23 protein-coding genes are annotated in these 25660 nt (G+C 72.9%); 16 read left to right on the top strand and 7 right to left on the bottom strand.

The window, feature by feature from the left end; genetic code table 11:
• Window positions 1-84 precede the first annotated feature (84 nt).
• Both ACSNN8_RS04795 and ACSNN8_RS04790 read left to right on the top strand, forming a co-directional pair.
• Window positions 85-1065, top strand: coding sequence for an ABC transporter substrate-binding protein (locus tag ACSNN8_RS04795; protein ID WP_436647171.1), 981 nt, complete (start codon window positions 85-87; stop codon window positions 1063-1065).
• A gap of 74 nt (window positions 1066-1139) precedes the next feature.
• Window positions 1140-1967 carry an ABC transporter permease gene (locus tag ACSNN8_RS04790; RefSeq protein ID WP_436647170.1) on the top strand — a complete coding sequence of 276 codons (828 nt, stop codon included), beginning with the start codon at window positions 1140-1142 and terminating at the stop codon, window positions 1965-1967.
• An 11-nt stretch (window positions 1968-1978) separates the two neighbouring features.
• Here the strand turns inward: ACSNN8_RS04790 and map are convergent, their stop codons facing one another.
• Window positions 1979-2788: a type I methionyl aminopeptidase gene (gene map / locus ACSNN8_RS04785; RefSeq protein WP_436647169.1), complete on the bottom strand. Its 810-nt coding sequence runs from the start codon at window positions 2786-2788 to the stop codon at window positions 1979-1981.
• A 65-nt stretch (window positions 2789-2853) separates the two neighbouring features.
• Here map and ACSNN8_RS04780 point away from each other — a divergent pair, with 65 nt between their 5' ends.
• Complete coding sequence (locus ACSNN8_RS04780; RefSeq protein WP_436647168.1) at window positions 2854-3120, top strand: helix-turn-helix domain-containing protein; 267 nt, start codon at window positions 2854-2856, stop codon at window positions 3118-3120.
• Here ACSNN8_RS04780 and ACSNN8_RS04775 read toward each other — a convergent pair.
• Window positions 3117-4193 (bottom strand): oxidoreductase, encoded by a 1077-nt coding sequence (locus ACSNN8_RS04775; RefSeq protein ID WP_436647167.1) that lies wholly within the window; start codon window positions 4191-4193, stop codon window positions 3117-3119. The two genes, ACSNN8_RS04780 and ACSNN8_RS04775, sit on opposite strands and share 4 nt — an antisense overlap.
• Window positions 4194-4276: 83 nt before the next feature.
• On the opposite strand from ACSNN8_RS04775, the gene ACSNN8_RS04770 reads away from it, so the two are divergent.
• Window positions 4277-4834, top strand: coding sequence for an antibiotic biosynthesis monooxygenase (locus tag ACSNN8_RS04770; protein ID WP_436647166.1), 558 nt, complete (start codon window positions 4277-4279; stop codon window positions 4832-4834).
• 221 nt (window positions 4835-5055) lie between these two features.
• On the opposite strand, the gene ACSNN8_RS04765 is transcribed toward ACSNN8_RS04770, so the two are convergent.
• Complete coding sequence (locus ACSNN8_RS04765) at window positions 5056-6756, bottom strand: alpha/beta hydrolase (protein WP_436647165.1); 1701 nt, start codon at window positions 6754-6756, stop codon at window positions 5056-5058.
• Between the two features lie 131 nt (window positions 6757-6887).
• Here ACSNN8_RS04765 and ACSNN8_RS04760 point away from each other — a divergent pair, with 131 nt between their 5' ends.
• The 8 genes from ACSNN8_RS04760 (at window position 6888) to ACSNN8_RS04725 (ending at window position 17372) form a co-directional block, all read left to right on the top strand.
• Entirely contained in the window at window positions 6888-8753 is a 1866-nt protein-coding gene (locus ACSNN8_RS04760) for an amylosucrase (protein WP_436647164.1), read from the top strand.
• Between the two features lie 57 nt (window positions 8754-8810).
• Window positions 8811-10595 (top strand): diguanylate cyclase domain-containing protein, encoded by a 1785-nt coding sequence (locus ACSNN8_RS04755; protein WP_436647163.1) that lies wholly within the window; start codon window positions 8811-8813, stop codon window positions 10593-10595.
• A gap of 11 nt (window positions 10596-10606) precedes the next feature.
• A complete protein-coding gene (locus ACSNN8_RS04750; RefSeq protein ID WP_436647162.1) occupies window positions 10607-12373 on the top strand; it encodes an acyl-CoA dehydrogenase in 1767 nt (588 codons plus the stop codon).
• 161 nt (window positions 12374-12534) lie between these two features.
• Window positions 12535-13506, top strand: coding sequence for a non-homologous end-joining DNA ligase (ligD, locus tag ACSNN8_RS04745; RefSeq protein WP_436647161.1), 972 nt, complete (start codon window positions 12535-12537; stop codon window positions 13504-13506).
• The gene (locus ACSNN8_RS04740; protein ID WP_436647160.1) at window positions 13506-14546 is read left to right on the top strand and encodes a gfo/Idh/MocA family oxidoreductase; all 1041 of its coding nucleotides are present in this window, start codon (window positions 13506-13508) and stop codon (window positions 14544-14546) included. The genes ligD and ACSNN8_RS04740 overlap by 1 nt, the downstream gene beginning before the upstream one ends.
• A gap of 82 nt (window positions 14547-14628) precedes the next feature.
• A complete protein-coding gene (locus ACSNN8_RS04735) occupies window positions 14629-15060 on the top strand; it encodes a DUF2690 domain-containing protein (protein WP_436647159.1) in 432 nt (143 codons plus the stop codon).
• A gap of 48 nt (window positions 15061-15108) precedes the next feature.
• Entirely contained in the window at window positions 15109-16917 is a 1809-nt protein-coding gene (locus ACSNN8_RS04730; RefSeq protein WP_436647158.1) for a penicillin acylase family protein, read from the top strand.
• 5 nt (window positions 16918-16922) lie between these two features.
• Window positions 16923-17372: a YdeI/OmpD-associated family protein gene (locus ACSNN8_RS04725; RefSeq protein ID WP_436647157.1), complete on the top strand. Its 450-nt coding sequence runs from the start codon at window positions 16923-16925 to the stop codon at window positions 17370-17372.
• On the opposite strand, the gene ACSNN8_RS04720 is transcribed toward ACSNN8_RS04725, so the two are convergent.
• A complete protein-coding gene (locus ACSNN8_RS04720) occupies window positions 17369-18586 on the bottom strand; it encodes a hypothetical protein (protein ID WP_436647156.1) in 1218 nt (405 codons plus the stop codon). The two genes, ACSNN8_RS04725 and ACSNN8_RS04720, sit on opposite strands and share 4 nt — an antisense overlap.
• A 205-nt stretch (window positions 18587-18791) precedes the next feature.
• On the opposite strand from ACSNN8_RS04720, the gene ACSNN8_RS04715 reads away from it, so the two are divergent.
• Together ACSNN8_RS04715 and ACSNN8_RS04710 are read left to right on the top strand one after the other, a co-directional pair.
• Window positions 18792-19508 carry a SemiSWEET transporter gene (locus ACSNN8_RS04715; protein WP_436647155.1) on the top strand — a complete coding sequence of 239 codons (717 nt, stop codon included), beginning with the start codon at window positions 18792-18794 and terminating at the stop codon, window positions 19506-19508.
• 154 nt (window positions 19509-19662) lie between these two features.
• Window positions 19663-21345 carry an alpha/beta hydrolase gene (locus tag ACSNN8_RS04710; protein ID WP_436647154.1) on the top strand — a complete coding sequence of 561 codons (1683 nt, stop codon included), beginning with the start codon at window positions 19663-19665 and terminating at the stop codon, window positions 21343-21345.
• Between the two features lie 33 nt (window positions 21346-21378).
• On the opposite strand, the gene ACSNN8_RS04705 is transcribed toward ACSNN8_RS04710, so the two are convergent.
• Window positions 21379-21501 (bottom strand): hypothetical protein, encoded by a 123-nt coding sequence (locus ACSNN8_RS04705; protein ID WP_436647153.1) that lies wholly within the window; start codon window positions 21499-21501, stop codon window positions 21379-21381.
• Between the two features lie 93 nt (window positions 21502-21594).
• Between ACSNN8_RS04705 and ACSNN8_RS04700 the strand changes: the two genes are divergently transcribed.
• Entirely contained in the window at window positions 21595-22554 is a 960-nt protein-coding gene (locus ACSNN8_RS04700; RefSeq protein ID WP_436647152.1) for a GlxA family transcriptional regulator, read from the top strand.
• 30 nt (window positions 22555-22584) lie between these two features.
• Window positions 22585-23985, top strand: coding sequence for a glucose-6-phosphate dehydrogenase (locus ACSNN8_RS04695; RefSeq protein ID WP_436647151.1), 1401 nt, complete (start codon window positions 22585-22587; stop codon window positions 23983-23985).
• 72 nt (window positions 23986-24057) lie between these two features.
• On the opposite strand, the gene ACSNN8_RS04690 is transcribed toward ACSNN8_RS04695, so the two are convergent.
• A complete protein-coding gene (locus tag ACSNN8_RS04690) occupies window positions 24058-24768 on the bottom strand; it encodes a cobalt-precorrin-6A reductase (RefSeq protein WP_436647150.1) in 711 nt (236 codons plus the stop codon).
• Between the two features lie 118 nt (window positions 24769-24886).
• Window positions 24887-25651: a precorrin-4 C(11)-methyltransferase gene (gene cobM / locus ACSNN8_RS04685; protein ID WP_436647149.1), complete on the bottom strand. Its 765-nt coding sequence runs from the start codon at window positions 25649-25651 to the stop codon at window positions 24887-24889.
• Window positions 25652-25660 lie beyond the last annotated feature (9 nt).

Raw genomic sequence — 25660 nt, 5'->3', positions numbered from 1 at the left:
CCGGAGTCGTCCCCCACGGAAGGATCCACGGTGCACAGAAGGACCCTCGTTCGCTCCGTTGTCGCCGGTGCCCTCGCTCTCACGATGAGCGCAGCCGCCGGGTGCAGCGACGACTCGGCTGACAGCGACGGTGGCGGCGGCACCGCGCTCGAGAAGATCACCTACCTGACCTCGTTCGGCACGTTCGGCCGGGACTCGTACGCGTACGTCGCCCTGGAGAAGGGGTACTTCAAGGACGCCGGCTTCGACGTCGAGGTCAAGCCCGGCTCCGGCTCCGGCGAGAACATCAAGTCGATCGTGGCCGGCAACGCGCAGTTCACCCCGATCGACCTGACCGGTGGCCTGATCGCCGCCGGCGGCAAGGACAAGACCACGGGCTTCACCGCCGTGGCCGCCGTCCAGCAGCGCACGATGTCGGCGATCATCTCGCTCGAGGGCAACGGCATCAACGCGCCCAAGGACCTCGAGGGCAAGACGATCGCCGACCAGCCCGGCTCGGTCGTCAAGACCCTGTTCCCGACCTACGCCAAGCTCGCCAACGTGGACAGCACCAAGGTCAAGTTCGTCAGCGGCAAGGCGCAGGACCTGATCGGCACGCTCGCCTCCGGCCGGGTGCAGGGCATCGGCCAGTTCGTGGTCGGCAAGCCCACCGTCGAGACGGTCGCCAAGGGCAAGACGGCCGTCGTGCTGCCCTACAGCGACTTCCTGCAGGACCTCTACGGCAACGTGCTGATCACCTCGACCAAGTACGCGCAGGACAACCCCGAGAAGGTCAAGAAGTTCTCGGCCGCGCTGCTCAAGGGTCTGTCCGACTCGATCCAGAACCCGGACGAGGCCGGCAAGATCATGCAGAAGTACGTCCAGACGGCCAAGCCCGAGGGCGTCGCCGCCGAGCTCACGCTGATGGGCCCGTACGTCAAGTCGGCCGCCGCCGGCATCCCGGTCGGCGCGCTCGACGCCGAGCGGGTCGCGCGCAGCATCGCGATCCTGCAGGGCTCCGGCCAGATCGAGCCGGGCCTCAAGCCCGAGCAGGTCATCAACTTCGACCTGACGCCCAAGGCCTGACCGTCCCGGCCGCTGCAAGGCAGGCGGGGGCGCGCCGGCGACGGCGTGCCCCCGCCGGTTTCGAGGAGCACCCGGTGCAAGACACCCTGACGCCCCCATCGGAGGCCGCCGTGGCCCGTCCCGCCCGCCCGCAGAGGCGCTGGTCGATCGGGGTGGTGGCCTGGCCGGTGCTCGGCATCGCCGTCACCGTCGCGGTCTGGTGGGCGGCCGTCGAGATCTTCGACATCCAGCCGATCATCCTGCCGTCCCCGCTCGACGTGGCCGAGGGCTTCCGCGCCTACCCCGAGCTGCTGCTCGACACGACGTGGGACACGGTGCGCGTCACGCTCATCGGCTTCGCGCTGTCGGTCGTCGTGGGCGGGGCGCTGGGCGCCGCGATCGCCGCGTGGCGGCCCTTCGAGCGCGCGTTCGGCCCGCTGCTGGTCGCGCTGAACGCCGTACCCAAGGTCGCCATCGCCCCGCTGATGATCGCGTGGTTCGGCTTCGGCACGACCCCGGTGCTGGCGATGGCGTTCCTGCTCTGCTTCTTCCCGATCGTGCTGTCCACCGCCACCGGCCTGACCAGCACGCCGGCCGACCTCGCCGAGCTCGCGCGGTCGCTGGACGCCACCCGGCTCCAGACCTTCCTGCGCGTACGGGTCCCGGCCGCCCTGCCGCAGTTCTTCACCGGCCTCAAGCTCGCGATGCCGCTGGCCGTGATCGGCGTGGCCGTGGGCGAGATGCAGTCCGGCGGCGTCGACGAGGGCCTGGGCACGGTCATCGTGCAGACCGCCGGCCAGGGCGACACCGCCACGGCGTTCGCCGCGCTCACGCTGATGGCGATCGTGAGCATCCTGCTCTACTACGCGCTGGTGTGGATCGAGCGGCTGGCGCTGCCCTGGGTGCGCGGCACGACCGCCTGACGGTTTAGGGGTCAGGCGCGGGCGGCCGGCTGTTCGGTGCGGGCGCGGTCGGCGGGGCGGCGGGTGAGGATCTGCGGGCCGGCCTCGGTGATCGCGACGGTGTGCTCGGAGTGGGCGGTGCGCGAGCCGTCGGCCGAGCGGATCGTCCAGCCGTCCGCGTCGAACCGGATCTTGTCGGTGGAGCGGCAGAACCAGGGCTCGATCGCGATGGTGAGCCCCGGGTCGAGCCGCATGCCGCGGCGCGGGCGCCCGTTGTTCGGGATGTGCGGGCCCTCCTCGTGCATGGTGCGGCCGATGCCGTGCCCGCCGAACTCGGTGTTGACGCCGTAGCCGTACGACCGGGCGACCTCGCCGATCGCGGCCGAGATGTCGCCGACGCGCCCGCCCGGCTGCGCCGCCGCGATCCCCGCCGCCAGCGCGACCTCGGTGGCCTCGATCAGCTTCAGGTCCTCCGGGTCGGGGGTGCCGACGACGAACGACAGCGCGGAGTCGGCCACCCAGCCGTCGATGCCGACCGCCATGTCGATGCTGAGCAGGTCGCCGTCGCGCAGCACGTAGTCGTGCGGCAGGCCGTGCAGCACCGCGTCGTTGACCGACAGGCACAGCACGTTGCGGAACGGGCCGCGGCCGAACGAGGGGGCGTAGTCCCAGTAGCACGAGTCGGCGCCCCGCTCCTGGATGCGGCGGCGGGCGTGCCGCTCGATGTCCATCAGGTTGACGCCGACCGCGGCCACGCCGCTCAGCTCCTCGAGCAGCTCGCCGACGAACTGCCCGGCCACCGCCATCCGGCCGATCTCCGCGGCGGACTTGAGCTCGATCACGACAGCCTCCCTCTCCCGGTGCGGTATTTTTATACCACGCCGGTCCGGAGGGCTATCCTGCTGGCATGGTTCGCCAACCGCTCACCGCTGAACAGATCGCAGCGGGCCGGCGCCTCGGGGCCGCGCTGCGGGCCGCGCGGGCCGGCCGCAGCCTCGTCGAGGTGGCGCTGGCGGCCGGCATCTCTCCCGAGACGCTGCGCAAGATCGAGGCAGGCCGCCTGCCCGCGCCCGCGTTCGGCACCGTGGTGTGCCTGAGCCAGGCCCTCGAGGTTCCCCTCGCCGACCTGGCCGACGTCTGGCTGGCCGACATGCCCGTCCGGCAGGCGTCCTAGCGGCGGGTGAGCCGGGCGACCCGGCCCTTCTCGCCCGAGGCCCAGCAGGCGCCGTCGGAGGTGCAGTCGACGGCGTCGAAGCTGCCGGTGTCGAAACGCTTCCAGGTGCGTCCGCCGTCGTACGAGACGTCGCTGCCCGTGGGGCCGACGGCCAGCGCGGCGCGACCGTGCCAGGCCGATCCCGAGCGGTACTCGCCGGGGACCGTACGGGAAACGGTCCAGGTGCGGCCGCGCAGGTAGGCGGCGCCGTCGGGCGCGGCGGTGGGGGCCGCGTAGTCGCCGCCGACGGCGATCGCCTCGCCGGAGCGGCGCAGGGCCAGGCTGTAGATGCCGGCGCTGGGGCCGCTGGGGATCGGCGTCGTGGTGACCGACCACGATCGGCCGCCGTCGCGCGACGTGAAGACCCGCGAGGACGCGCCGCCGCCGGTGGCGAACATGGCCCTGCCGCCCGCGGACACCAGACACGTGCCGCTGGCGGCGAACGCGAACTCGCCGGCGAGCGCGTCCGGCATGCCGGAGGTGGGCAGCACCTGCCACGAGCGGCCGCCGTCGCGGGTGGCGAGGATGCGGAATTTGCCGTCGACCGGGTCGGACAGCGCGAGGCCGTGCCGCCGGTCGAGGAACGTCATGCAGTCGTAGAACGCGGCCGGGTCCTCGTTGCGGAACGTCTCGGACCACGTACGGCCGCCGTCGGAGGTGGCGTACACGCGCGAGTCCGGGCCGTTGCCGATCGTCAGCGCGACCGCGTGCCGGGCGTCGAACGCCTCGATGTCGCGGAACTCGAGCGCCGCGGCCTCCGCCGGGCCGGTCGAGGACCAGGTGCGGCCGCCGTCGACCGTCCGCAGGATGGTGCCGGCCGAACCGGCGACCCACGCGACCTTCGCGCTGACCGGGGCGAGGCCGCGGAAGCGCGCCTCCGTGCCGGTCGGGGTGAGCTGCCAGGTTTGTTGGCCCGCCTGAGTGCCCGCCTTGGTCAGCTGCCAGCCCCAGGGCGTCGCGTGCGCCGGTGCCGGGGCGGCTACGGTCAGGGCAGCCGCGACGAGGCCCATCGACAACTTTCGCTGCAACGTCATGCAGCAGAACTTACCGTGTGGGCCACGGCACGGAAACCGGAACTGCCACGTCCCCGAAACCCGCGGATACCACAATGTGAGACATGGACACTGCCGCCGTCACCGTCGCGATCACCCGCCGCGCCGACCCCGCCCGGACCGCCGAGATGATCGCCTGGGTGAACGCGGGCACGACGCTGGCCGAGGACTTCCCCGGCTTCCTGGGCACCGGCTGGGTGCGGCCCGACCAGCGCTCGGCGGAGTGGCACATGCTCTACCGCTTCGCCGACGAGCAGTCGCTGCGCAACTGGGAGGAGTCCCCGCAGCGCCGCTGGTGGCTGTCGTCGGCGGAGGGCTTCGTGGAACACACCCGCACCGAGCGCCGTACGGGCATCGAGGGCTGGTTCGACCCGCCCCGCGACCTCCAGCGCGAGATGAGCGTGTCCGCGCCCGAGCCGCCGCCGCGCTGGAAGCAGGCGGTGACCATCTGGCTGGGCTTCTTCCCGGTCAGCCTGCTGGCCGCCGTGACCCTCAACCACCTGCTGGTCGACCTCAACGTGGTGCTGCGGACGCTGGTCAGCACGCTCTGCCTGACCCCGATCATGACGTACCTGGTGTTGCCGCAGGTCACCCGTCTGCTCCAGCCGTGGCTGCGCCGCTGACCGGCCGACGCAGGCTTCCGCAGTCCTGTGGACAGCGGGAATCGCCGGTGGGCGGCGGCCCTCGGCCCTGTGGACGACGCGCCGTTTTTGTCGGCCCGACGGCGTAGATTGCCCTAGGGTCGGTGGCCCCCAGGGCGGGTGGGCTGGCTGGTGGGCCGGCTGGTGGGCCGGCTGGTGGGCCGGCTGGTGGTGGGGGCGCGCTCAAGGATCGGGTGGCGCGCTCAGCGGTCGAGCAGCGCGCGCAGGCGGAGGGTGTCGCCGACGGTCCAGCCGGGGGGCGGGGCGAGCGCGGCCCAGCCGTCGACGGCGCCTGACTTGTAGACGTGGCCGCGGCCGATCGGGGCCTTGTTGGCGAAGAGCAGGTCGACGGTGGTCTGCCAGAACGTGATCACCGGATACCAGTGCATGTCGGGGGTGACGTCGGGGCTCCGGGTGCCGCGCAGCCAGGCGGGCCTGTGCCACAGCAGGCTGGGGCTCCACCAGACGACCGGGTCGGTGGAGTTCTGCATGTAGACGACCTTGCGCGGCGGGCCGGCGAGGGTGCGCAGCTCGTCGGCGCGGGAGGCGAACTCGACGGGCAGCGAGGGGTACGACGGGTCCCACACGGGCGAGCCTGCCTGCCGGTCGGCGGTCAGGTCCTGGTGGATGGGGTTGGCGAAGGTGGGGCCCTCGAGCAGGATCCCGTCGGCGCCGTCGACCATGGCGGCCGCGCTGCCGAAGGTCTTCTCGGTGCCGTACGTGCCGAGGCTCTCGCCGAAGACGAGCAGCTTGGGGCGGTGCGACGCGGGCATCGCGGCCCAGCGGGAGCGCACGGCGGTGATCAGCGCCGAGGCGGCCTCGACCACGGTGGTGCGGTCGACCGCGAACGAGATCCAGCTGGGCAGGTAGCTGTACTGCATCGAGACCAGCGCGGTGTCGCCGGCGTACATGTACTCCAGCGAGCTGGGCACGTCGTTGTCCACCCAGCCGGTGCCGGTGGGGGTGAACACGGCGATCACCTTGCGGTCCCAGGCATGCGTACGGTCCATCTCGCGCACGACCAGCTCGGCGCGCGCGGCGACCGACGAGGCGGAGGACAGCCCGGCGTAGAGGCGGATCGGCTCGAGGGCGGAACGGCCGGTGAACGCGTTCAGCTCGGCGACTCGGGGCGCCTTGGTCACGAAGTTGCGGCCCTGGCGGCCCAGCGAGTTCCAGGTCATCAACGACTGGGCGCTGCCGGAGCGCAGCACGGACGCGGGCTGCACGACGCCGCTGCCGGTGCCGCTGTCGGTGATCGCGGCGGAGCGGTCGGCGTTGGTGTAGAGGTTGCCGACCAGCAGCCCGTCGAACGCGGTGTAGCTCAGCAGCGTCACGACGACGAAGCCTGCGCAGTACGCGGCCGACTCGGGCACCAGCCTGCCGAACAGCCGGGCCAGGCCGTGCGCGGCGAGCCGCAGACAGCGGGCGAGCAGCAGCAGCGCGCCGAACGTGACCAGGCTGATGCCGACGGTCTTGACCAGGTCGTACTCCTGCTGGGGCGGCATGCCCAGGCGCACCCGCAGGTCGCGCTGCCAGCGGGTGCTCAGCCAGAGGAACAGCAGCACCAGCGGGGGGACCAGCAGGAACAGCACGTGCCAGGCGATCCGCTCGGCCCGGCGCGACGGCCACCAGCGCAGCCGCACCAGGGCGCCGGCCGCGGTCCCCCCGGCGTATCCGAAGGAGGCCGTCAGCCCGGCGACGACACCCTGCAGGTACCACGTCCGGGGCAGCAGCGAGGGGGTGTAGGTGAGGCAGTAGAAGACCGCGCACACGCCGAACCCGGTGACGCTGAGCCCGCAGCGCACCACGCGGCGGCGGGGCACGACAGTCGGCTGCGGGGCGGAGGCGCGCCGCTGGGTGGGGATGATGACGCGGGCAGCGGCCGGGACCACCAGTCTGCGCATCCGCTCCCCGCCCCCTCGTCACCGCCGTCGATATGCGTGACCCGTGCGCCACCGGCGGTTACGTTGACCCGATGGCAGGATCTTCCGTTCGCACCCGGGCCGCAAGCGCGTTCGAGTCCCTGCTTCCATCTTTGACCGCGGACGCCACCCAGCGGCTGGGCCGATCGGAGGCGGTGGCGTTCCTGGCCCGGCTGGAGACCTCGCTGCTCGACATCTACGAGCCGTTGGAGGTCGTCTACGGCGCCGTCGAGCTGAACGACCTGGTGAGCACCGCTCTGGACGCGGCCGCCGAGCGTCCGCAGCCGCTGCGCGAACTGGACCGGCGCCGGGAGATCGATCCCCGGTGGTATCAGCGCGCCCGGCAGGTCGGGTACGTCTGCTACACCGACCGGTTCGCGGGGTCGCTTCGTGCAGTGGCCGAGAACTTGGACTATCTGGACGAGCTGGGAGTTACGTATCTGCATCTCATGCCGCTGCTTCAACCCCGTACGGGCGAGAACGACGGCGGATACGCGGTGGCCGACTACCGCGCGGTCGACCCGCGGCTGGGGACGATGGCCGACCTGAGCGAGCTCGCCGGCCGCCTGCACGAGCGGGGCATGAGCCTCTGCGTCGACCTCGTGCTCAACCACACGGCCAAGGAGCACCCGTGGGCCCGGGCGTGGGAGGACGGCGATCCCGCGTACGCGGACTTCTATCTGTCTTTCCCCGACCGGGAGATGCCGGACGCGTACGAGCGGACGATCGTGCCGGTCTTCCCGGACCGCGCGCCCGGCTCGTTCACCCGGTTCGGCGACCGCTGGGTGTGGACGACGTTCTGGAGCTACCAGTGGGACCTCAACTGGGCCAGCCCGGACGTCTTCCGGGCGATGCTGCGGACGATCCTGTGGCTGGCCAACCGCGGGGTGGACGTGTTCCGCCTCGACGCCGTCCCGTTCCTCTGGAAGCGGCTCGGCACCACCTGCCTGAACGAGCCCGAGGTGCACCGGATCGTGCAGGCGCTGCACGCGCTCGTCCGGCTCGCCGCGCCCGGCGTGATCTTCAAGGCCGAGGCGATCGTTGCCCCCGACGACCTGGTGCCCTACCTGGGCGCCCACGACCGCTACCGGCCGGAGTGCGAGCTGGCCTACCACAACCAGCTCATGGTGATGCTCTGGAGCAGCCTGGCGACCCGGGACGCGCGGCTGCTCGCGCAGTCGCTCACGCGGATGAAGCCGATCCCGGCCGAGGCGACGTGGGTGACGTACGTCCGCGGGCACGACGACATCGGCTGGGCGATCAGCGCCGAGGACGCCGCCGCGGTGGGCTGGGACTGGTGGAACCACCGCAACTTCCTCAACGCGTTCTTCTCGGGCCGATTCGAGGGCTCGTACGCCCAGGGGGCCCTTTTCCAGGAGAACCCGGACACCGGTGACGCGCGCATCTCCGGCTCCGCGGCGAGCCTCTGCGGGCTCACCGACGACCCGTCGAGCTGGCCGACGGGCGTACGCCGTCTGGTCCTGCTGCATGCGGTGGCGTTCGCGTACGGCGGCATCCCGCTGATCTACATGGGCGACGAGCTCGCGATGCGCAACGACCACACGTACCTGCAGGACCCGGCGCTCGCCGGCGACAACCGCTGGATGCACCGCCCGCGGATGGACTGGGCCGCCGCGGCCCGCCGGCACGACCCGGCGACGCTCGAGGGCATGGTCTTCGGCCGGCTGCGCGAGCTGATCGCCGCCCGCAAGGACCTGCTCGCGCTGCGCGGCGGCGGCGAGACGGCGGTCGTGGGGGTCGACAACGGGCACGTGTTCGCGTGGCGGCGCCGGCACCCGCGCAGCGGCACCTTCGTGGGACTGGCCAACTTCAGCGAGCAGCCGCAGACCGTGGACGCCGCCGCGATCGGCCACTACGGGTGGCTGGAGACGGCGCTGAGCAGCGACGGGCCGCTGGTGGTGCGGGAGGGGCGCGCGCACCTGCCCGGGCTGGGCTTCGTCTGGCTGATCGAACGCTGATTTCCGTACAGTCGCGGCCCCGCCTGCCGATCTTTCCCGGCGAGGAGAGGTGGGTTCATGCGGCTGCGCAACTGGATCGCCGTGGTCATCGGCATCGCGCTGCTGGCCGCCGCGGGAACGATCGGCTTCCTGGTCAACCGCTCGGCGCTGCAGGCGGCCGACGGGGTGCACCGGGCCGACTCCCGTGCCCTGGCCGTCAACAACAGCACGCTGGTGGGCCAGATGGAGCTGCTGTCGGCCACCGAGCTCGGTGAGTTCCTCGGCGACGCGTCGCTGCACCTGGGCCGCGGCAACGCCGCCGACCGGGCGGCCCTGCGCTCGCTGGTCGGCGAGAGCAGCACCTTCCGGTACGGGGCCATGCTGATCGGCTTCGACGGCACCGTGCTGAACGCCTCGCGGGACACCGGGCTGCCCGCCGCGGACAACACCGGCTGGCAGCCGATGCTCGCGACGCTGCAGGCCGGGCAGAAGGCCGGCTTCTCCTCGATCATGGTCGTGGACGGCGCGTACCTGCAGGCCGTGGGCGTGCCGGTGGTCGTCGGCGGGGCGCCGGCGGCGATCCTGGTGGGCCTCAACGACGTCGCGCAGACCTCGCTGCAGCAGTACACCGTGACGCTGAACTCCGGGGCGCACTCGACCACGATCGTCGACAGCACCGGCACGGTGGCCGCCGCGAGCAACGCGAAGCTGCTCGGCACGCAGATCGACCCGGCCATCCGGCGCGCGCTCGCCGCGGACCCGCAGACGCAGTTCATCGAGTACCGGACGCTCGCGGGCACCGACATGATCGCGATCGTGGTGGGCGGCCTGCCGGGCGACTGGGCGTACGTCCGTACCCAGACCAGGAAGTCGTTCGACGGCGCGGTGCACACCAAGAGCCAGACGCTGAACCTGACGCTCGGCGCCATGCTGCTGATCGGGGTGCTGGCGATCACCGCGCTCGGCTACCGCACGCAGATCCAGCGCCGCCGCGCCGACGAGCGCTTCCAGGCGCTGTTCCAGCACGCCCCCGACCTGGTCTCGGTGCTCGACGCCGAGGGCCGGATCGAGTACTCCAGCCCCAGCGCGGTCGCCGTGCTGGGCTTCCCCGAGGGCAAGCTGGTCGGCAGCAGCGTCTTCGACATCGTGCACCCCGAGCACCTGTCGTACATGCGCGAGCAGTTCGCCCTGCTGCGGGCCAACCGCGACGCCGTGCTGCGGCTGCAGGCCGTGGTGCGCTCCGGGCACGGCGAGTACCGCTGGTTCGAGTTCACCGCCTCCAACAAGCTGCACGACCCGTCGCTGCACGGCATCGTCATCAACGCGCGGGACATCTCGGAGACCCGCGCGTTCCAGGAGCGGCTGGCCCACGAGGCGCAGCACGACCCGCTCACCGGCCTGCCCAACCGCCGCCGCATGCAGGACGAGCTGGACGCCTCGCTGAGCGAGGAGCCGGTCGCGGTGCTCTTCGTCGACCTCGACGGGTTCAAGCCGGTCAACGACGCGTACGGTCACGAGGCCGGCGACGAGCTGCTGCGCCAGGTCGCCGAGCGGCTCAGCGGCTGCGTCCGCGAGCGCGACGTGCTGGCCCGGGTCGGCGGCGACGAGTTCGTGGTGCTGATGCCGGGCGTGCTGTCGCCGGCCGACGGCGACGCGATGTCCGCCCGCATCCGGCACGCGCTCGAGCGGCCGTTCGCGATCGGCGGCGCCGAGGTGCGGATCGGCGCCAGCGTCGGCGTGCACCTGGCCGCGGGCGCCTCCGACCCGGACGAGGCCCTGCGGGCAGCGGACCACGCCATGTACGCGGTCAAGCGGTCCCGCCATCCACAGCCCCCGGCCGGAAGGCACCGCGCGGCGGACTGACAGGGCACACTATGGGCCTGGCCTGTCTCCTGCAGAGAACGGCGGTGCCCGCGGTGTCCTCCATCCTTTCGCGTCGCGACCTCGACTTCCTGCTGTACGAGTGGCTCGACGTCGAGGCGCTCACCACCGCCGAGAGGTTCGCCGAGCACTCCCGCGAGACGTTCGACGCGTTCCTCGACGTCTCGGCCCAGATCGCCGAGCGCGACTTCGCGCCGCACAACCGGCGCAGCGACCTCGAGGAGCCGACCTTCGACGGGGTGCGCGTCTCGGTCATCCCCGAGGTCGCCGCGGCGCTCAAGGTCTTCAACGAGACTGGCCTGCTCAGCGCCACCATGGACGCGTCGGTCGGCGGCCTGCAGCTCCCGCACGTGGTGGCGCGGGCCTGCTTCGCCTGGTTCCAGGCGGCGAACATCGCGACGTCGTCGTATTCGCTGCTCACCGCGGGAAATGCCAACCTCCTGCTGACGTACGGCTCCCCGCAGCAGATCGACACGTTCGTGCGCCCGATGCTCGAGGGCCGCTTCACCGGCACGATGTGCCTGTCCGAGCCGCAGGCCGGATCGTCGCTGAGCGACGTGCTCACCAGGGCCACTCCCGCGGGCGACGGCAGCTACCGCCTCAACGGCTCCAAGATGTGGATCTCGGGCGGGGACCACGAGCTCAGCGAGACGATCGTCCACCTGGTGCTGGCCCGGGTCGCGGGCGCGCCGGCCGGGGTCAAGGGCCTGTCGCTGTTCATCGTCCCCAAGCACCACGTCGAGCCCGACGGCACGGTCGGCGAGCGCAACGGGGTGGCGCTGGCCGGGCTCAACCACAAGATGGGCTACCGCGGCACGACCAACGCCGTGCTCTCCCTCGACGGCGCCACCGGCTACCTCGTCGGGGAGGAGGGCAAGGGGCTGGCCTACATGTTCCACATGATGAACGAGGCCCGCATCGGCGTGGGCGCGGGCGCCGTGGCGCTCGGCTACACGGGCTACCTGCACGCGCTGGACTACGCGCGCGAGCGCACCCAGGGCCGGCCGGTGGCGGGCAAGGACCCGCTGGCGCCGCCCGTGCCGATCGTCCAGCACCCCGATGTCCGCCGGATGCTGCTCGCCTCCAAGGCGTACGTCGAGGGGGGCATGGCGCTGATCCTGTATGCGTCGAAGCTGCTCGACGAGCCCGGCGAGGAGAACGACCTGCTGCTCGACGTGCTCACCCCGATCGTGAAGGCGTGGCCGTCGCAGTGGTGCCGGCTGGCCAACGACCACGCCATCCAGATCCACGGCGGCTACGGCTACACCCGCGAATATCCGGTCGAGCAGTTCTACCGCGACAACCGGCTCAACTCCATCCACGAGGGCACCGACGGCATCCAGGCGCTCGACCTGCTCGGCCGCAAGGTCGTCATGCGCGGCGGCGCCGGCCTGCAGACGCTGATCGGCCGCATCGTGACCACCGCCGTGGCCGCCCCCGCCGACCTCGGCCGTCCGGTGATCGCCCTCTGCGACCGCCTGGCCGCCACCACCCGCAAGCTGTGGGCCGCCGGCGACCCCACCGCCGCGCTCGCCAACGCCACCTCGTACCTCGAGGCCACCGGCCACCTCGTCATCGCGTGGCTCTGGCTCTCCCAGCTCAACGCCGCCGCCGACAAGCCCGGCCCGTTCTACGACGGCAAGCGCCTGGCCGCCCGCTACTTCGTCACCCACGAACTGCCCCGCATCGTCCCCCTGCTCGACCTGCTCGACTCCGGTGACACGTTGCTGGCCGACCTCGACGACTCCTGCCTCGGCTAAACACCCGTGGGTTCCACCACCGGCGGCCCGGCGCCGAGCCGCGTGCGCCGGCGGCGAGGACTGTGGACTGTCGGCCGGTGGCGGTGGTGGGTGGGGGAACCGGGTCGAGGGTGCTCGGCGATGTCGGTGCATGCCGGGCGGTGGGGTCCTAAGGTGGCTGCATGGCCTCTTCGAGCAAGGCCCCGGCGACCGAGGTCGAGGTCGGTGGCTTCACGGTGCGGGTGTCGAACCCGGACCGGGTCTACTTTCCGGAGCTCGGGCTGACGAAGCTCGACCTGGTCGAGTACTACCTGGCGGTGGGGGACGGCATCGTGCGGGCGCTGCGGGAGCGGCCGTGCATGTTGCACCGCTTTCCCGACGGGCTGGCCGGCGAGAAGGTGCACCAGAAGAGGGTGCCGCACGGGGCGCCGCCGTGGCTGGAGACGGTGCGGGTGAAGTTTCCGCGCTACAACCGGCACGCGGACGAGCTGTGTGTGACCAAGACGGCCGACGTCATCTGGGCGGTGCAGATGTCGACCGTCGAGTTCCACCCGTGGAACTCGCGCCGCGCCGACACCGAGAAGCCCGACGAGTGGCGCATCGACCTCGACCCCATGCCGGACTGCCCTTACGACCGGGTGCGGCGGGTCGCCGCGGTCGCCCACGAGGTGCTCGACGACCTGGGCATCACCGGCTATCCGAAAACCTCCGGGGGCCGCGGGCTGCACATCTATGTGCGCATCGAGCCGTCGTGGGGCTTCTCCGACGTACGCCGGGCGGCTCTCGCCTTCGCCCGCGAGGTGGAGCGGCGCGCGCCGGACGACGTCACGACCACGTGGTGGCGCAAGGACCGCGACCCGCGGCTGCTGTTCGTCGACTACAACCAGAACGCCCGCGACCACACGATCGCGAGCGCCTACTCGGTACGCGGGGTGCCGACCGGCGCGGTGTCGACGCCGGTCACGTGGGCCGAGATCCCCGACGCCGACCCGCGCGACTTCACGATCCGCACGGTTCCGGCCCGCTTCGCCGAGCTGGGCGACCTGCACGCCACCATCGACGACAAGGCGCACTCGCTCGAGACGCTGCTCGAGTGGGCCGATCGCGACGAGAAGGCCGGCCTCGAGGGCCCCGCCGACGCCGACGCCGGCTGATGACGCGGTTCGCGCTGGTCGGGTTCGGCTTCCGCGCGGCGGCGTTCCACCGGGTGGCGCAGGCGCTGCCCGGCGTGCGCTGCGTCGGCGCGGTGGTGCGCTCCCCGCGTCCGCTGCCGGTGCCCGCGTACGGCGACCTCGCGGCGTGCGTGCGCGGCGCGCAACCGGACTTCGTCGTCACCGCGGTCCCGCGTACGGCGAACGCCGGCGTGATCGCCGAAGCCGTCGGGCTCGGCCTGCCGGTGCTGGCGGAGACCCCGCCCGCGGCGGACGAGGCCGGGCTGCGGGCGCTGCTGGCCTCCGTCGGGCCGTCCGCGCCGGTGCAGGTGGCCGAGCAGTACCTGCTGATGCCCTCGCACGCCGCCCGGCTCGCCGCGGTCCGCTCCGGCCTCATCGGCGCCCCCACCCAGGTGCAGGTGTCGTCGACCCAGCAGTACCACGCGATGTCGCTGATCCGCGGGCTGCTCGGCATCGGTCGCGTGGGGGCCGCCGTGCGCGCGGTCCGCACCGTCGCGCCGCTGCTCGACCCGCTCGACCGTTCCGGATGGACGGGCGCCACCCGGCCGGAGCCGGCCACCACCACGATCGCCACGCTCGACTTCGGCGGCGGCCGATCCGGCTTGTACGACTTCACCACCGGCCAGACCCGCAACCTGCTGCGCTTCCGGCGGCTGCTGGTGCGCGGCACGCACGGGGAGCTGAACGACGACGAGATCGTGCACCTGCCCGCCCCCGAGACCCTCGCCCGCACCCGGCTGGTGCGCCGGCAGAGCGGCCACGACCTCGACCTCAACGGCTTCGACACCGAGACGATCCTGCTCGGCGACCGGGTGCTCCACCGCAACCCATACGCCGGTCACCGCCTCAACGACGACGAGATCGCCACCGCCACCCTGCTGGACGCCATGGCCGCCTGGGTGCGCGGCGAGGGCCCGCCGCCGTACCCGCTGGCCGACGGGGTGCACGACCAGGTGCTCGCGCTGGCCGTCGAGGAGGCCGCCGACACGGGGAGGGAGGTGACCGCCACCCCGATCGGATGACGCGGTGAACAGGGCGGCCGCCGGGCCCGTGGTGGCAGTGAAGCCGCCGAGAACGGCGGCCCACCTGGGAAGGGACACCGCCATGAACCTGCGCCGCATCGCCGCCACGATCGCCACCAGCGCCGCCCTCGCCACCGTCGCCGCCGTGAGCGGTGCGCCGGCCGCCTCCGCCGCCGAGCCCGCCTGCGGCGACGGCGACCGGATCTACGCCGAGTACTGGACGTCCACCGACGAGTTCGGCGTCGCGGCCGAGCGCACCTGGGTCGACGGCACCTCCTACAACACCGTGCAGCTGCGCTTCAACGACGAGAGCCAGTGCGCGTGGGGCTCGTACGAGGGCGGCAGCACGGTCGGTGTCTACCTCGAGTACGAGGAGGACGGCGCCGTCTTCCAGGTCGACCGGCAGGCCGACAGCACCACGGCGTACACCGGCGTCTGGTCCGACGCGAACCCGCGCACGATGCGCGCCTGCGCCGACGACGCCGGCCAGATCTTCTGCACCGACTGGTTCTGAGACCTCGCGGTGACACCGGACCGCGGCCGGGGCCTGTATTGATGGGGGATGCAAGTTTTCCGGGACGGGTACGGCGTTCCGCATCTGCGGGCGGGCACGGTCGACGAGCTGGCGTTCCTGCAGGGCCGGGTGACGGCGCTCGACCGCGGGCAGCAGATCGAGGTGGAGCGGCGGCGGTCCGAGGGGCTGCTGGCCGAGCTCGTCGGGCCGGACGGGCTGGGGTGGGACAGGTTCGCGCGGCGGGCCCGCATCGACGACACGGCCCGGCGGTGCTACGCGAACCTGGACGTGCGGACGCGGGAGTGGCTGCGGGCGTACGCGGAGGGGGTCCGTGCCGGCGGCGTAGCGTGGCATCCGTGGTCGGCGCTGGGGGTGTTCCTCGCGCGGCACATCATGTTCGCGACCTTCCCCGGCAAGATGTGGAACGCGCACGTCGAACGCACGCTCGGGCCGGAGGCGGTCGGCTGGTTCCGGGCGGAGGCGTCGGCCGGCTCGGGCAGCAACGCGTGGTACCGGCCGGGGGAGATCGCGGGGGACCCGCACCGCGCGATCGAGCTGCCGGGCGTCTACCAGCAGATCCGGCTGTCGTGCCCGGATTTCGACGTGGCGGGGCTGGCCTTCGCGGGGGTGCCGGGCGTGCAGCACTTCGGGCACACCGGCGGCGTCGCCTGGGCGGTCACGAACGCGATGGCCGACTATCAGGACCTGTACGAGGAGGAGCTGCGCCGCACGGCGTCGGGCGTCGAGGCGCGCGGGCCCGGCGGGTGGGAGCCGGCCGAGGCGCACACCGAGACCATTCCCGTACGCGGGGCGGGCAGTGAGCTGGTCGAGGTCATCGAGACGGCGCGCGGGCCGATCGTCGACGGCGCCCTCAGCCTGCGCACGCCCACCCGGGTGGGGCTGGATCTGGGGTTCGGCGCGCTGCTGCCGCTGCTGCACGCGTCCACGGTGGACGACGTCGCGGCCGCGCTCGAGCGGTGGGTGGAGCCGGTCAACAGCGTCCTCACGGCCGACACCACCGGACGGGTGCTGCAGCTCACGGTCGGCCGGGTCCCGGTGCGCGACGGGCGGCGCAGCGTTCCGGTGCCGGCGTGGGACCGGGCGTACGCGTGGCGGCCGGGATACCTGCCGACGACCCGCGCGGAGGTGACGGGCACCGCGGTGAACGCCAACGACCGGCGGCCGGACACCGAGGCGTACGGGAACGACTTCGCCGCCAAGGCCCGCGCCGACCGGATCCGGGAGCTGCTCGACGAGGGCGTGCCGTCGCAGCGGATCCACATGGACACGCCGATGCCCGCGGACAGCGTCGAGGCCGGGCGGCTCGCGGCCTGGCGCGCCGCGATGGCACGGCGCCTGCACGAGCACCCCGCGCTCGAGCCGCTGCTGAAGCCGCACGGGTTCGACCCGCTGTTCGACGCGTGGACCGATCCGCGGGTCAGGATCGGGCTCAACCTCGACGGCGTGCTGCGCGGGCTCGGGCTCACCGCGGCCGAGGTGGTGGACCCGGCGACGGTCGAGCCGGCGGGCACCTGGGGGCAGCGGCACCTGCTGGAGCCCGTACGCCTGCCCGGGCTCACCGCCGAGATCCCGCGCACCGAGCTCGGCGGCGAGCGCGACTCGGTCCTCTGCCTGTCGAGCATTCCCGGCGTGACGGACCGGTGCGGGCGCGGTCCGGTCGCCCGCTACGTCTGGGACGTCCTCGACCGGCAGCGCAGCCGCTGGATCGTGCCGTTCGGCGCGTCCGGCGACCCGGCCTCGCCGCACTTTCGCGACCAGCTGCCGCTGTGGGCGGCGGGTGAGCTGATTCCGCTGGTCACGGACTGGTCCGCCTTGATCGAGGAGCCGCTAGGCTGACGCGCATGAGGTTTCGCGCGGAGCTGCAGCGTACGGGCGGCACCACCACCGGCTTCGAGGTGCCCGACGAGATCGTGACCGGGCTGGCGGGCGGCGGCCGCCCCAAGGTCGTCGCCGTGGTCAACGGCTTCACGTTCCGCTCGGCGATCGCCAAGATGGGCGGCAGCTACTGGCTCGGCGTCAGCTCGGAGCGCCGGGAGGCGGCCGGCATCAGCGGCGGCGAGACGTACGACGTCGACGTCGAGCTGGACACCGCGCCGCGCGAGATCGAGGTGCCCGACGACCTGCGCGCCGCGCTCGACGCCGAGCCCGCCGCCCGCGATTTCTGGGCGACGCTGTCGTTCTCGAACCAGCGTTACCACGTCGACCAGCTGACGTCCGCGAAGACCGCCGAGACCCGGGCCCGCCGGCTGGCGAAGTCCGTGGCGCTGCTGGCCGCCGGCAAGGCCCGCTAGCCGCCCGCGGGGCGGTAGGCCACCTCGGGGTCGAGCAGGCGGAGCCAGCCCGGCTGCCACTGCGGGGCGCGGCCCGCCATCTCTTCCTGCAGGTTGGTGCGCCACGGTCCGGAGACGCCGTCGTCGGCCCACCACTTCGGCCACGAGTCGTAGCGGCGCTCGACGATCACCTCGGTCGCGGTGGTCTGCACGCGCAGGAACAGCCACCGCCCGTACCGGGGATCGGCCTCGGCCCGGCGCAGCGCCCGCACCAGCCCGCTGATCTGCTGAAACGTGCCGAAGCGCGGCTCGCCCGGCTGCTCGGCCGGCGGGTGCTTGCCGGCCTGCACGCTCAGGCTGGTGGCGTCGGCGTAGGCCAGGACCGTGCAGCGCCCGTCGTGGTACGGCGACCGGTCGCGCATCCACGCCACCAGCGCCTCCAGCTCGGTGGTCTCTGGCGGCTCCGGCCGGGCCAGCTCGGACGCATCCTGCATCGCGGCCCACACGAGCCGGTCGTGCTCGCCCTGGCTGAGCCGGCGGACCCGGCGCATCGGCGGGCGCACGCCGGGCGCGATCCGCGGCGGCCGGGTGCCCGCGGTGATGCCGCCCCGCCCCGCCGCGAACAGGGCCGACCGCAGGTCGAGCGCGGGGTCGGTGAGCCGGCCGAGCAGCCGCTCGAAGCCGGGACCGGCGACCTCGCCGCGGACGGCCGAGGTGAGCAGGTCCTCGGCGGCGGCGCGCACGTCGTCGCGTTCGGCGGGCGTCCGCAGCTCGTGCCGGCCCCAGTCGGTGACCACCTCGGCCAGCTCGCGCAGCGTGTTCTCGGTGCTCAGCACGGGCCCGACAGTGTCGACCAGGCCGTCGGTGAGCCCGTCGCGGTAGCGGGTGCGTGACCAGCGGCCCTCCGCGTGCCACACCACGAACCCCAGCCGGTCGGCCTCGGCCAGCGTGGTCAGGTCGTCCCATGGCAGCCAGTCGGGCGCGCCGGTGAGCACGTCGATCGGCGGGTCCGCGGCGGCCGTGGCGCTGTGGTCGCGGTCGTAGCCGAACAGCACCGCCCGGGCGCCGTCGATCAGCGCCAGGCGGGCCCAGCTGCCGCCGTGGTCGTCGTGGTGCGCTCCGCGGTCGTCGACGAACCAGACATCGGGGTAGCCGATGCCGGTCAGGGCTGCGGACAGCGCCGCCCAGCGCGTCCAGAGCAGTCCGGGCGCGGGCAGATCCACGTCGGTGAGCATTCGTCCACTGTGCCAAACCGGTTCGCTGTCCCGGCACCCCCCTGCTGTCCCGTGCGCGTTCCGGACTCCCCGGTTGCGGTTCGGGGGCACCCCGTTGCAGGTGGGTGGCAGCCGGTCAGCGGGCCCGGGAGCCGGGCGAACAGAACCCTGGCCGCGGATCGCAGTGATGCGCGGCGGACCCTGACCCCGACCCGCGAAATGGATCATGCTTACCCACGCCCTCGGCTTCGTCGCCGCCGCGCTGTCCGTGTCCCTCTCCTGGCCCCAGGTCCACAAGTCGTGCGTCCAGCGGCGCACGAACGGCCTGTCCGCCACGGCCTGCGCCCTCGGGGTCGCCATGCCGTTCGGCTGGATCACGTACGGCCTGCTCAGCGGCGAGCGTCTGCAGGTGCTGACCAACGCGGCCACCGGGCTGGCCGGCCTGTCGATCCTGGTCGCGCTGCTGGTCACGCGGCCGGAGCTGCGCACCCGCCGGGCTCTGCGGGTCAGCGCGGGCAGCGCCGGCGCGGTCGTGGCCGCGGCCCTGATCAGCCTCGCCGCGGCGGCCCTGCCGGACGTCTCCGGGCCCGCGGTGGCCTCGGTGCTCGGCATGCTGCTGGCGGGCGTCTCGTTCCTCTCGGCGATCCCGCAGCCGCTCGCGCTGCTGCGCGACCGCGACCAGGACATCTCGGGCCTCTCGCCGCTGCGCTGGCGGCTGGCCGCCGGGGCGTGCGCCTCCTGGATGACGTACGGGTTGCTGACCGGCCAGGTGGGCGTGTGGGCCTCCGCGGCCGTGGGACTGACCAGCGCCCTCATCGTCGTCGGCGTGCTGCACGTGCGCCGCGAGCGCCCCGCCGTCACCGAGGCCGACCTGGTCGCGGCCACGATGCGCTGCTGGCGGGACTCGATCACCACTCGTAACCTCGCGATGGCCGGGGTTTGACGCTTACCGGACAAATGAACGGCGCCCGGCGCACTCCTGAGGGGGTGTGCCGGGTTTCGTCGCTTTTGACAAGATCACTGTACGTGCATCGACTTCCTACAATCTCTGGCGTCGCGGCACCGCCGCCGCGGCTCATCGTCAGAAGGGTCGTCCTATGCCTTTGCAGACGCACCGACTACTGACCGCGGCGCTCGCCGGCGTCGTCCTGACCGGCGTGGCCGCCGCACCGGCGGTCGCCGGCGGCCGGGGCTCGCAGGAGTCTCGGCTCGTCGACGCCGTGCCCACGCCCAAGCTCGACTGGTACAAGTGCTATCGGATCGCCGAGTGCACCACCGTCCGCCTGCCGCTGGACTACAACCAGCCCAAGGGCGCCACCACCGAGATCGCCGTGCTGCGCGTCAAGGCCAAGAACAAGGCGCAGCGCCTCGGCAGCCTGTTCGTGAACCCGGGTGGCCCCGGTGGGTCGGCCACCTCGTTCGCGCTCGACGCGCAGTACTGGATGAGCGACGCGCTGCTGCAGCGCTTCGATGTCGTCGGCGTCGATCCGCGGGGCATCGGCGCCAGCCAGAACGTGCGCTGCTTCCCCTCCGTACGCGCGCAAGCCGCGGTCCTCGACCTGATGGACGTCCCGTTCCCGTACACGAGGGCCGAGGAACGCAACTACATCGAGGGCTCCAAGAGGCTGGGCCGCGCCTGCTCGACCACGGGCCGGCCGCTCACCGGCGCCGCCTCGACCGCCGAGGTGGCCCGCGACATGGAGGTCATGCGCCGCGCGGTGGGTGACCGCAAGCTCAACTACCTGGGGTTCAGCTACGGCAGCGCGCTGGGCCAGTACTACGCGAACATGTTCCCGGACCGCTTCCGCGCGCTGGTGGTCGACGGCGTGCTCAACCCGGTCGCGTGGGTGGGCAACACGCGGCAGATCCTCGATCAGCGGCTGCGCTCCTCCGACGGCGCGTATCGGGCGCTCATCGAGGTGCTCAAGCGCTGCGACAAGGCCGGCGAGAAGTACTGCGCGTTCGCCGAGGGTGACCCGGTCAAGCACTTCGCCCAGGTCGCCAACCGCCTCAAGACCGATCCGCTCGACTTCCCGGACGGCGCGGGCGGCACGATCCGGGTCACGTACGCGATCTTCGTCAGCGCCGTGCTGGGCTCGCTCTACAGCTTCGACGCGGGCGCCGCGGTGACCCAGCTCGTGGCCGAGGTGGCCGCGGTGCAGGAGGGCGGCTCGCCGGCCTCGCTGGTCAAGCGGGTCAACGCCACGAAGGCGGCCCGGGCGTACGACTTCCCGTACGAGAACGGGTTCGAAGCGAGCAGCACCGTGATCTGCACCGACGGCCGCCACCCGGCACGGGCCGAGTCCTGGCCGGCCGCCACGGCGCGCCGCGACCGCGAGGCGCCGTACTTCGGCCGCAACTGGGGCTGGATCGACAGCCAGTGCGCTGACCGGACCTGGACCGTGCGCGACGAGGACGCGTACACCGGGCCGTTCACCCGGCGCACCGCGAACCCGTTCCTGATCGTCGGCAGCTTCTGGGACCCGGCGACCAACTACCAGGGCGCCGTGTCGTCGCGGCGGCTGGCGCCGAACGCGAGCCTGCTGTCCAGCAACAACTGGGGACACACCGCGTACGGCTCCGGCGTCTGTGCCACGAAGGCGATCGACAACTACCTGCTGACCGGCAAGGTGCCGCCGGACCGCAAGACGTGCACCGACGCTCCGCAGCCGTTCACCGAGCCGTTGCCGGCGCCCACGGCGACGACCCTGTCGGCGGCGACCGCCAAGAAGCGGCCGCCGATCGCGACGGTGCTGCCACCGTCGATCTTGGTGCCGTAGGCGAGAGGGCGGGGCCGTGTGCCCCGCCCTTTCTCAGGGATGCCGGAAGCCACCGTCCGATGGCTTCCAGTCGGCGCTGTCACGCGAGTCGACGGTCCGGCCGGCGATGGCGGCGACGAGGATGAGCAGGAAGAACAGTGCGATGACGAGTTCCATGAGGGAGAGCCTCGTCCGGTTCCACGATGGACGACAGTGGCAGTGATGCCATACATCTTCAAAATCCTGCCAAGTGGCCGTAGGCTCCGTCACATGCTCCGCAACGTGGCCGTGATCGCCCTTCCCGAGGTGGCCGTCTTCGAGCTCGGCGTGGTGTGCGAGCTGTTCGGCTACGACCGGTCCGCCGAGGGACTCCCGGCGTACGACTTCGCGGTCTGCTCGGTCGACGGCGGGCCGGTGGCCAGCCGTGCCGGGTTCGACGTCGCCGTGCGCCATGACCTGTCCCGTGCCGACGAGGCCGACCTGGTGGTCGTCGCGCCCTACGACAATCCGGCCTTCGAGCCGCCCGCCCCGGTGCTGGACGCGCTGCGCCGGGCGCACGAGCGCGGCGCCTGGGTGATGAGCGTGTGCACCGGGGCGTTCGCGCTCGGCGCGGCCGGTCTGCTCGACGGCCGCCGGTGCACCACCCACTGGCTGCACGCCGCCCGGCTGGCCCGCCTGCACCCGGCCGCGATCGTCGACCCCGACGTGCTCTACGTGCAGGACGGCCGGGTGCTCACCAGCGCGGGCACCGCGGCCAGCATCGACGCCGGGCTGCACCTGATCCGCCAGGAGCACAGCACCGCGGTCGCGACGATGCTCGCCCGGCGGATGGTCGTGCCGCCGCACCGCGAGGGCGGCCAGGCGCAGTACATCGAGACGCCGCTCAAGGCGGTGGAGTGCGAGACCCTGCAGCCGGTGCTCAACGCCGTGCTCGCGACGCTCGACCAGCCGCACACCGTCGACACGATGGCCGAGCTGGCGCACATGGCGCCGCGCACGTTCGCCCGCAAGTTCCGCGACGAGACGGGCGCCACCCCGCACGACTGGCTGGTCAGCCAGCGCATGCTGCTCGCCCGGCGCCTGCTGGAGGACTCGCACCTGGGCATCGACACGATCGCCGAGCGGGCCGGGTTCGGCAGCGCCGCGACCCTGCGGCACCACTTCGCGCAGCGGCTGTCGACGACCCCGCAGGCCTACCGGGGAACGTTCCGGTCGTCACAGCCGGTGTGAGTTCCGGCCGAACGGGCAAGGCTGCAAGTCATGGCGAAGACTCCTGGCCCCACCGTGTTCGTGCTGTTCGGCGCGACCGGAGACCTGGCCCGGCGGATGGTGCTGCCGGCCTTCTACACGCTCGCGATCGAAGGGCTGCTCCCTTCCGACTGGCTCCTGGTCGGCAACGGCCGCGGGGACGTCTCGCACGAGGACTTCCGGACCCACGTGCGCAAGGCGCTGGAGGAGTTCGGCCCCGCGCCCTCGGACGGGCCGTGGGACAGCTTCGCGTCGCGGCTGCGGTTCGCCGGCGGCGGGTTCAACACCGACGACCCGGGCAGCCTGCTCGACGTCATCGCCTCCGCCCGCGAGGAGCTGGGCGGGTCGCCGCAGCTGGTCCACTACCTCGCGATCCCGCCGGTCGCCTTCGAGGAGACCACCAAGGCGCTGGGCGAGCACGACCTCGCCGCCGGGGCGCGGGTGGTCTTCGAGAAGCCGTACGGGACCTCGCCCTCGTCGTTCCGCGAGCTGAACCGGCTCGTGCACCGGGTGCTCGACGAGGAGCAGGTGTATCGGATCGACCACTTCCTCGGCAAGGAGGCCACCCAGAACCTGCACGTGGCCCGGTTCGCCAACCAGGCGTTCGCGGCCCTGTGGAGCCGCGAGCACATCGAGAGCGTGCAGATCGACGTGCCCGAGACGCTCGGCGTGGAGCAGCGCGCCGCCTTCTACGACGCGACCGGCGCGGTGCTGGACATGCTGGTCACCCACCTGTTCCAGGTGGCCGCCGAGGTCGCCATGGAGCCGCCGGCCAGCCTGGGCGCCGCCGACCTGCAGACGGCCCGGGAGAGGGTGATCCGCTCGTTCCGGCCGATCGACCCCGCCGACGTGGTGCTGGGGCAGTACAAGGGCTACAAGCAGATCGAGGGCATCAAGCGGACGTCGGCCACCGACACGTACGTGGCCGCCAAGCTCTACGTCGACAACCCGCGCTGGCGTGGAGTGCCGTTCCTGCTGCGCACCGGCAAGCGGATGGCCGAGAGCCGCCAGGTGGTCAGCCTGGTGCTGCGGACGCCGTCGCACCCGATCGCCGACCTGCCGCCCCAGGCGAACGTGCTGACCTTCGACCTGGCCGGCGACGGGAAGATCGACCTGTCGCTGCTGGTGAAGCGGCCCGGGGTCGCGCTCGAGGTGGAGCCGGGCTCGGTGCGGCTGCCGCTGGCCTCGCTGGAGAACGGCGAGCCGCTGCCGCCGTACGCGCGCCTCATCAACGACGTGCTGCTGGGCGACCGCTCGCTGTTCACCCGCCCGGACGGCCTGGCCGCGACGTGGAAGGCGGTCGGGCCACTGCTCGAGAACCGTCCCAAGCCCGTGCCGTACGCCCAGGAGTCGTGGGGCCCCACCGCGGCGCGCAAGCTGGCCGCCCCGCACCGCTGGCTCCTGGGTCAGTAGCCCCCGCGGGGACTCCCGCCGGGCCCGGGAAAGTGTCGTACCCCCGGAGCAGGATCGGGGCCATGAAAGAGCTCAGAGGCTCAGCACCCGCTCGGCGGCCTCGGCGACGGTGGCAGCCACGTGCGCGGTCGCCGGGGCCGGGGGGCGATCCACCATGACGACCGGGATGCCGCGTTCCCGGGCCGCGACCAGCTTGGCGTCGGGGCCGCCGCTGTCCTTGCTGACGAGCACGTCGATGCGATGCGCGGCCAGCAGTTCGCGCTCGCCGTCGAGCGTGAACGGGCCCCGGTCGAGCAGCACCTCGAGCCGGTGCGGCAGGGGCGGCTCCGGCGGCTCGACCGAGCGCGCCAGAAACCAGGCGTCCACGTCGGCGAACGCGGCGATGCCCTGCCTGCCGGTCGTCAGGAAGACCCGGCGGCCCAGCCGCGGCAGCAGGTCTGCGGCTTCCGCCAGATCGCGGACGCGGTGCCACGTGTCGCCGGGCTGCTCGGCCCATCCCGGCCGTCGCAGCACCACCAGCGGCACCCCGGCGGAGTCGGCGGCGGCTGCAGCGTTGCTGCTGATCCGCGCCGCGAACGGATGCGTGGCGTCGACCAGCACGTCGATCCGCCGCGCCCGCAGATAGTCGGCCAGTCCGTCGGCTCCGCCGAAGCCGCCGATCCGCACTTCGCCGGGAGGCAGCAGGGGAGAGGAGGTCCGTCCCGCCAGCGACGTGATCACCGTGGTGCCGGGCAGCGAGCCGGCCAGGGCCCGGGCCTCGCTGGTGCCGCCCAGGATGAGCACGCGCGTCGCCCCGATCGCGGGTGACGGCGGGCCGTCCGTCGGGGTGGCGGCCTTGCCGGGTGCGGGGCTGTCCGTTCGGGCGGCGGGCGTGCGGCTTGATCGGTGGGAGGTGGGGTCTTCAGGCATCGGGCGGGGAGGAGGGGGTGCGGCAGCGGTCGGCCGAGTAGAGGTGGCTGTCGGGGAACTGGGCGGCGGTCAGGGCGGCGCCGACGACGATGACGGCCGTGCGGCGGATGCCGGCCTCTTCGACGCGGGCGGCGATGTCGGCGAGGGTGCCGCGGACGATCAGCTCGTCGGGGCGGCTGGCCCGCGCCACGACGGCCACCGGGCAGCCGGGGCCGTAGGCGGGCAGCAGGTCGGCGACCACGGCGTCGATGCGCTGGACGGCCAGGTGCAGCACCATCGTGGCGCGGCTCGCGGACAGGGTGGCCAGGTCCTCGCCCGGCGGCATGGCGGTGGCGCGCTCCGCGGTCCGGGTGAGGATCACGGTCTGGGCCACGCCGGGCACGGTGAGCTCGCGCGACAACGAGGCCGCGGCGGCGGCGAAGGCGGGCACGCCGGGGGTCACGTCGTAGGGGATGCCCGCGGCGTCGAGGCGGCGCATCTGCTCGGCCACGGCGCTGAACACGGCGGGGTCGCCGGAGTGCAGGCGGGCCACGTCGTGGCCGGCAGCGTGGGCGGCGCTCAGCTCGGCGACGATCTCGTCGAGGGTCAACCCCGCCGTGTCGACCAGGCGGCAGCCGGGCGGGCACTCCTGGAGCAGCTCGGGCGGCACGAGGCTGCCCGCGTACAGGCAGACCGGCGACGAGGCGATCAGGCGCTGCCCGCGCACGGTGATGAGGTCGGCGGCGCCGGGCCCGGCGCCGATGAAGTGGACCGTCATCGCGTCACC

The organism is Actinoplanes sp. URMC 104 (assembly GCF_051386375.1).
Taxonomy (GTDB): Bacteria; Actinomycetota; Actinomycetes; order Mycobacteriales; family Micromonosporaceae; genus Actinoplanes.
Note: the sequence above shows the minus strand (reverse complement) of the source record. Positions and strands in the feature narration are given on the sequence as shown.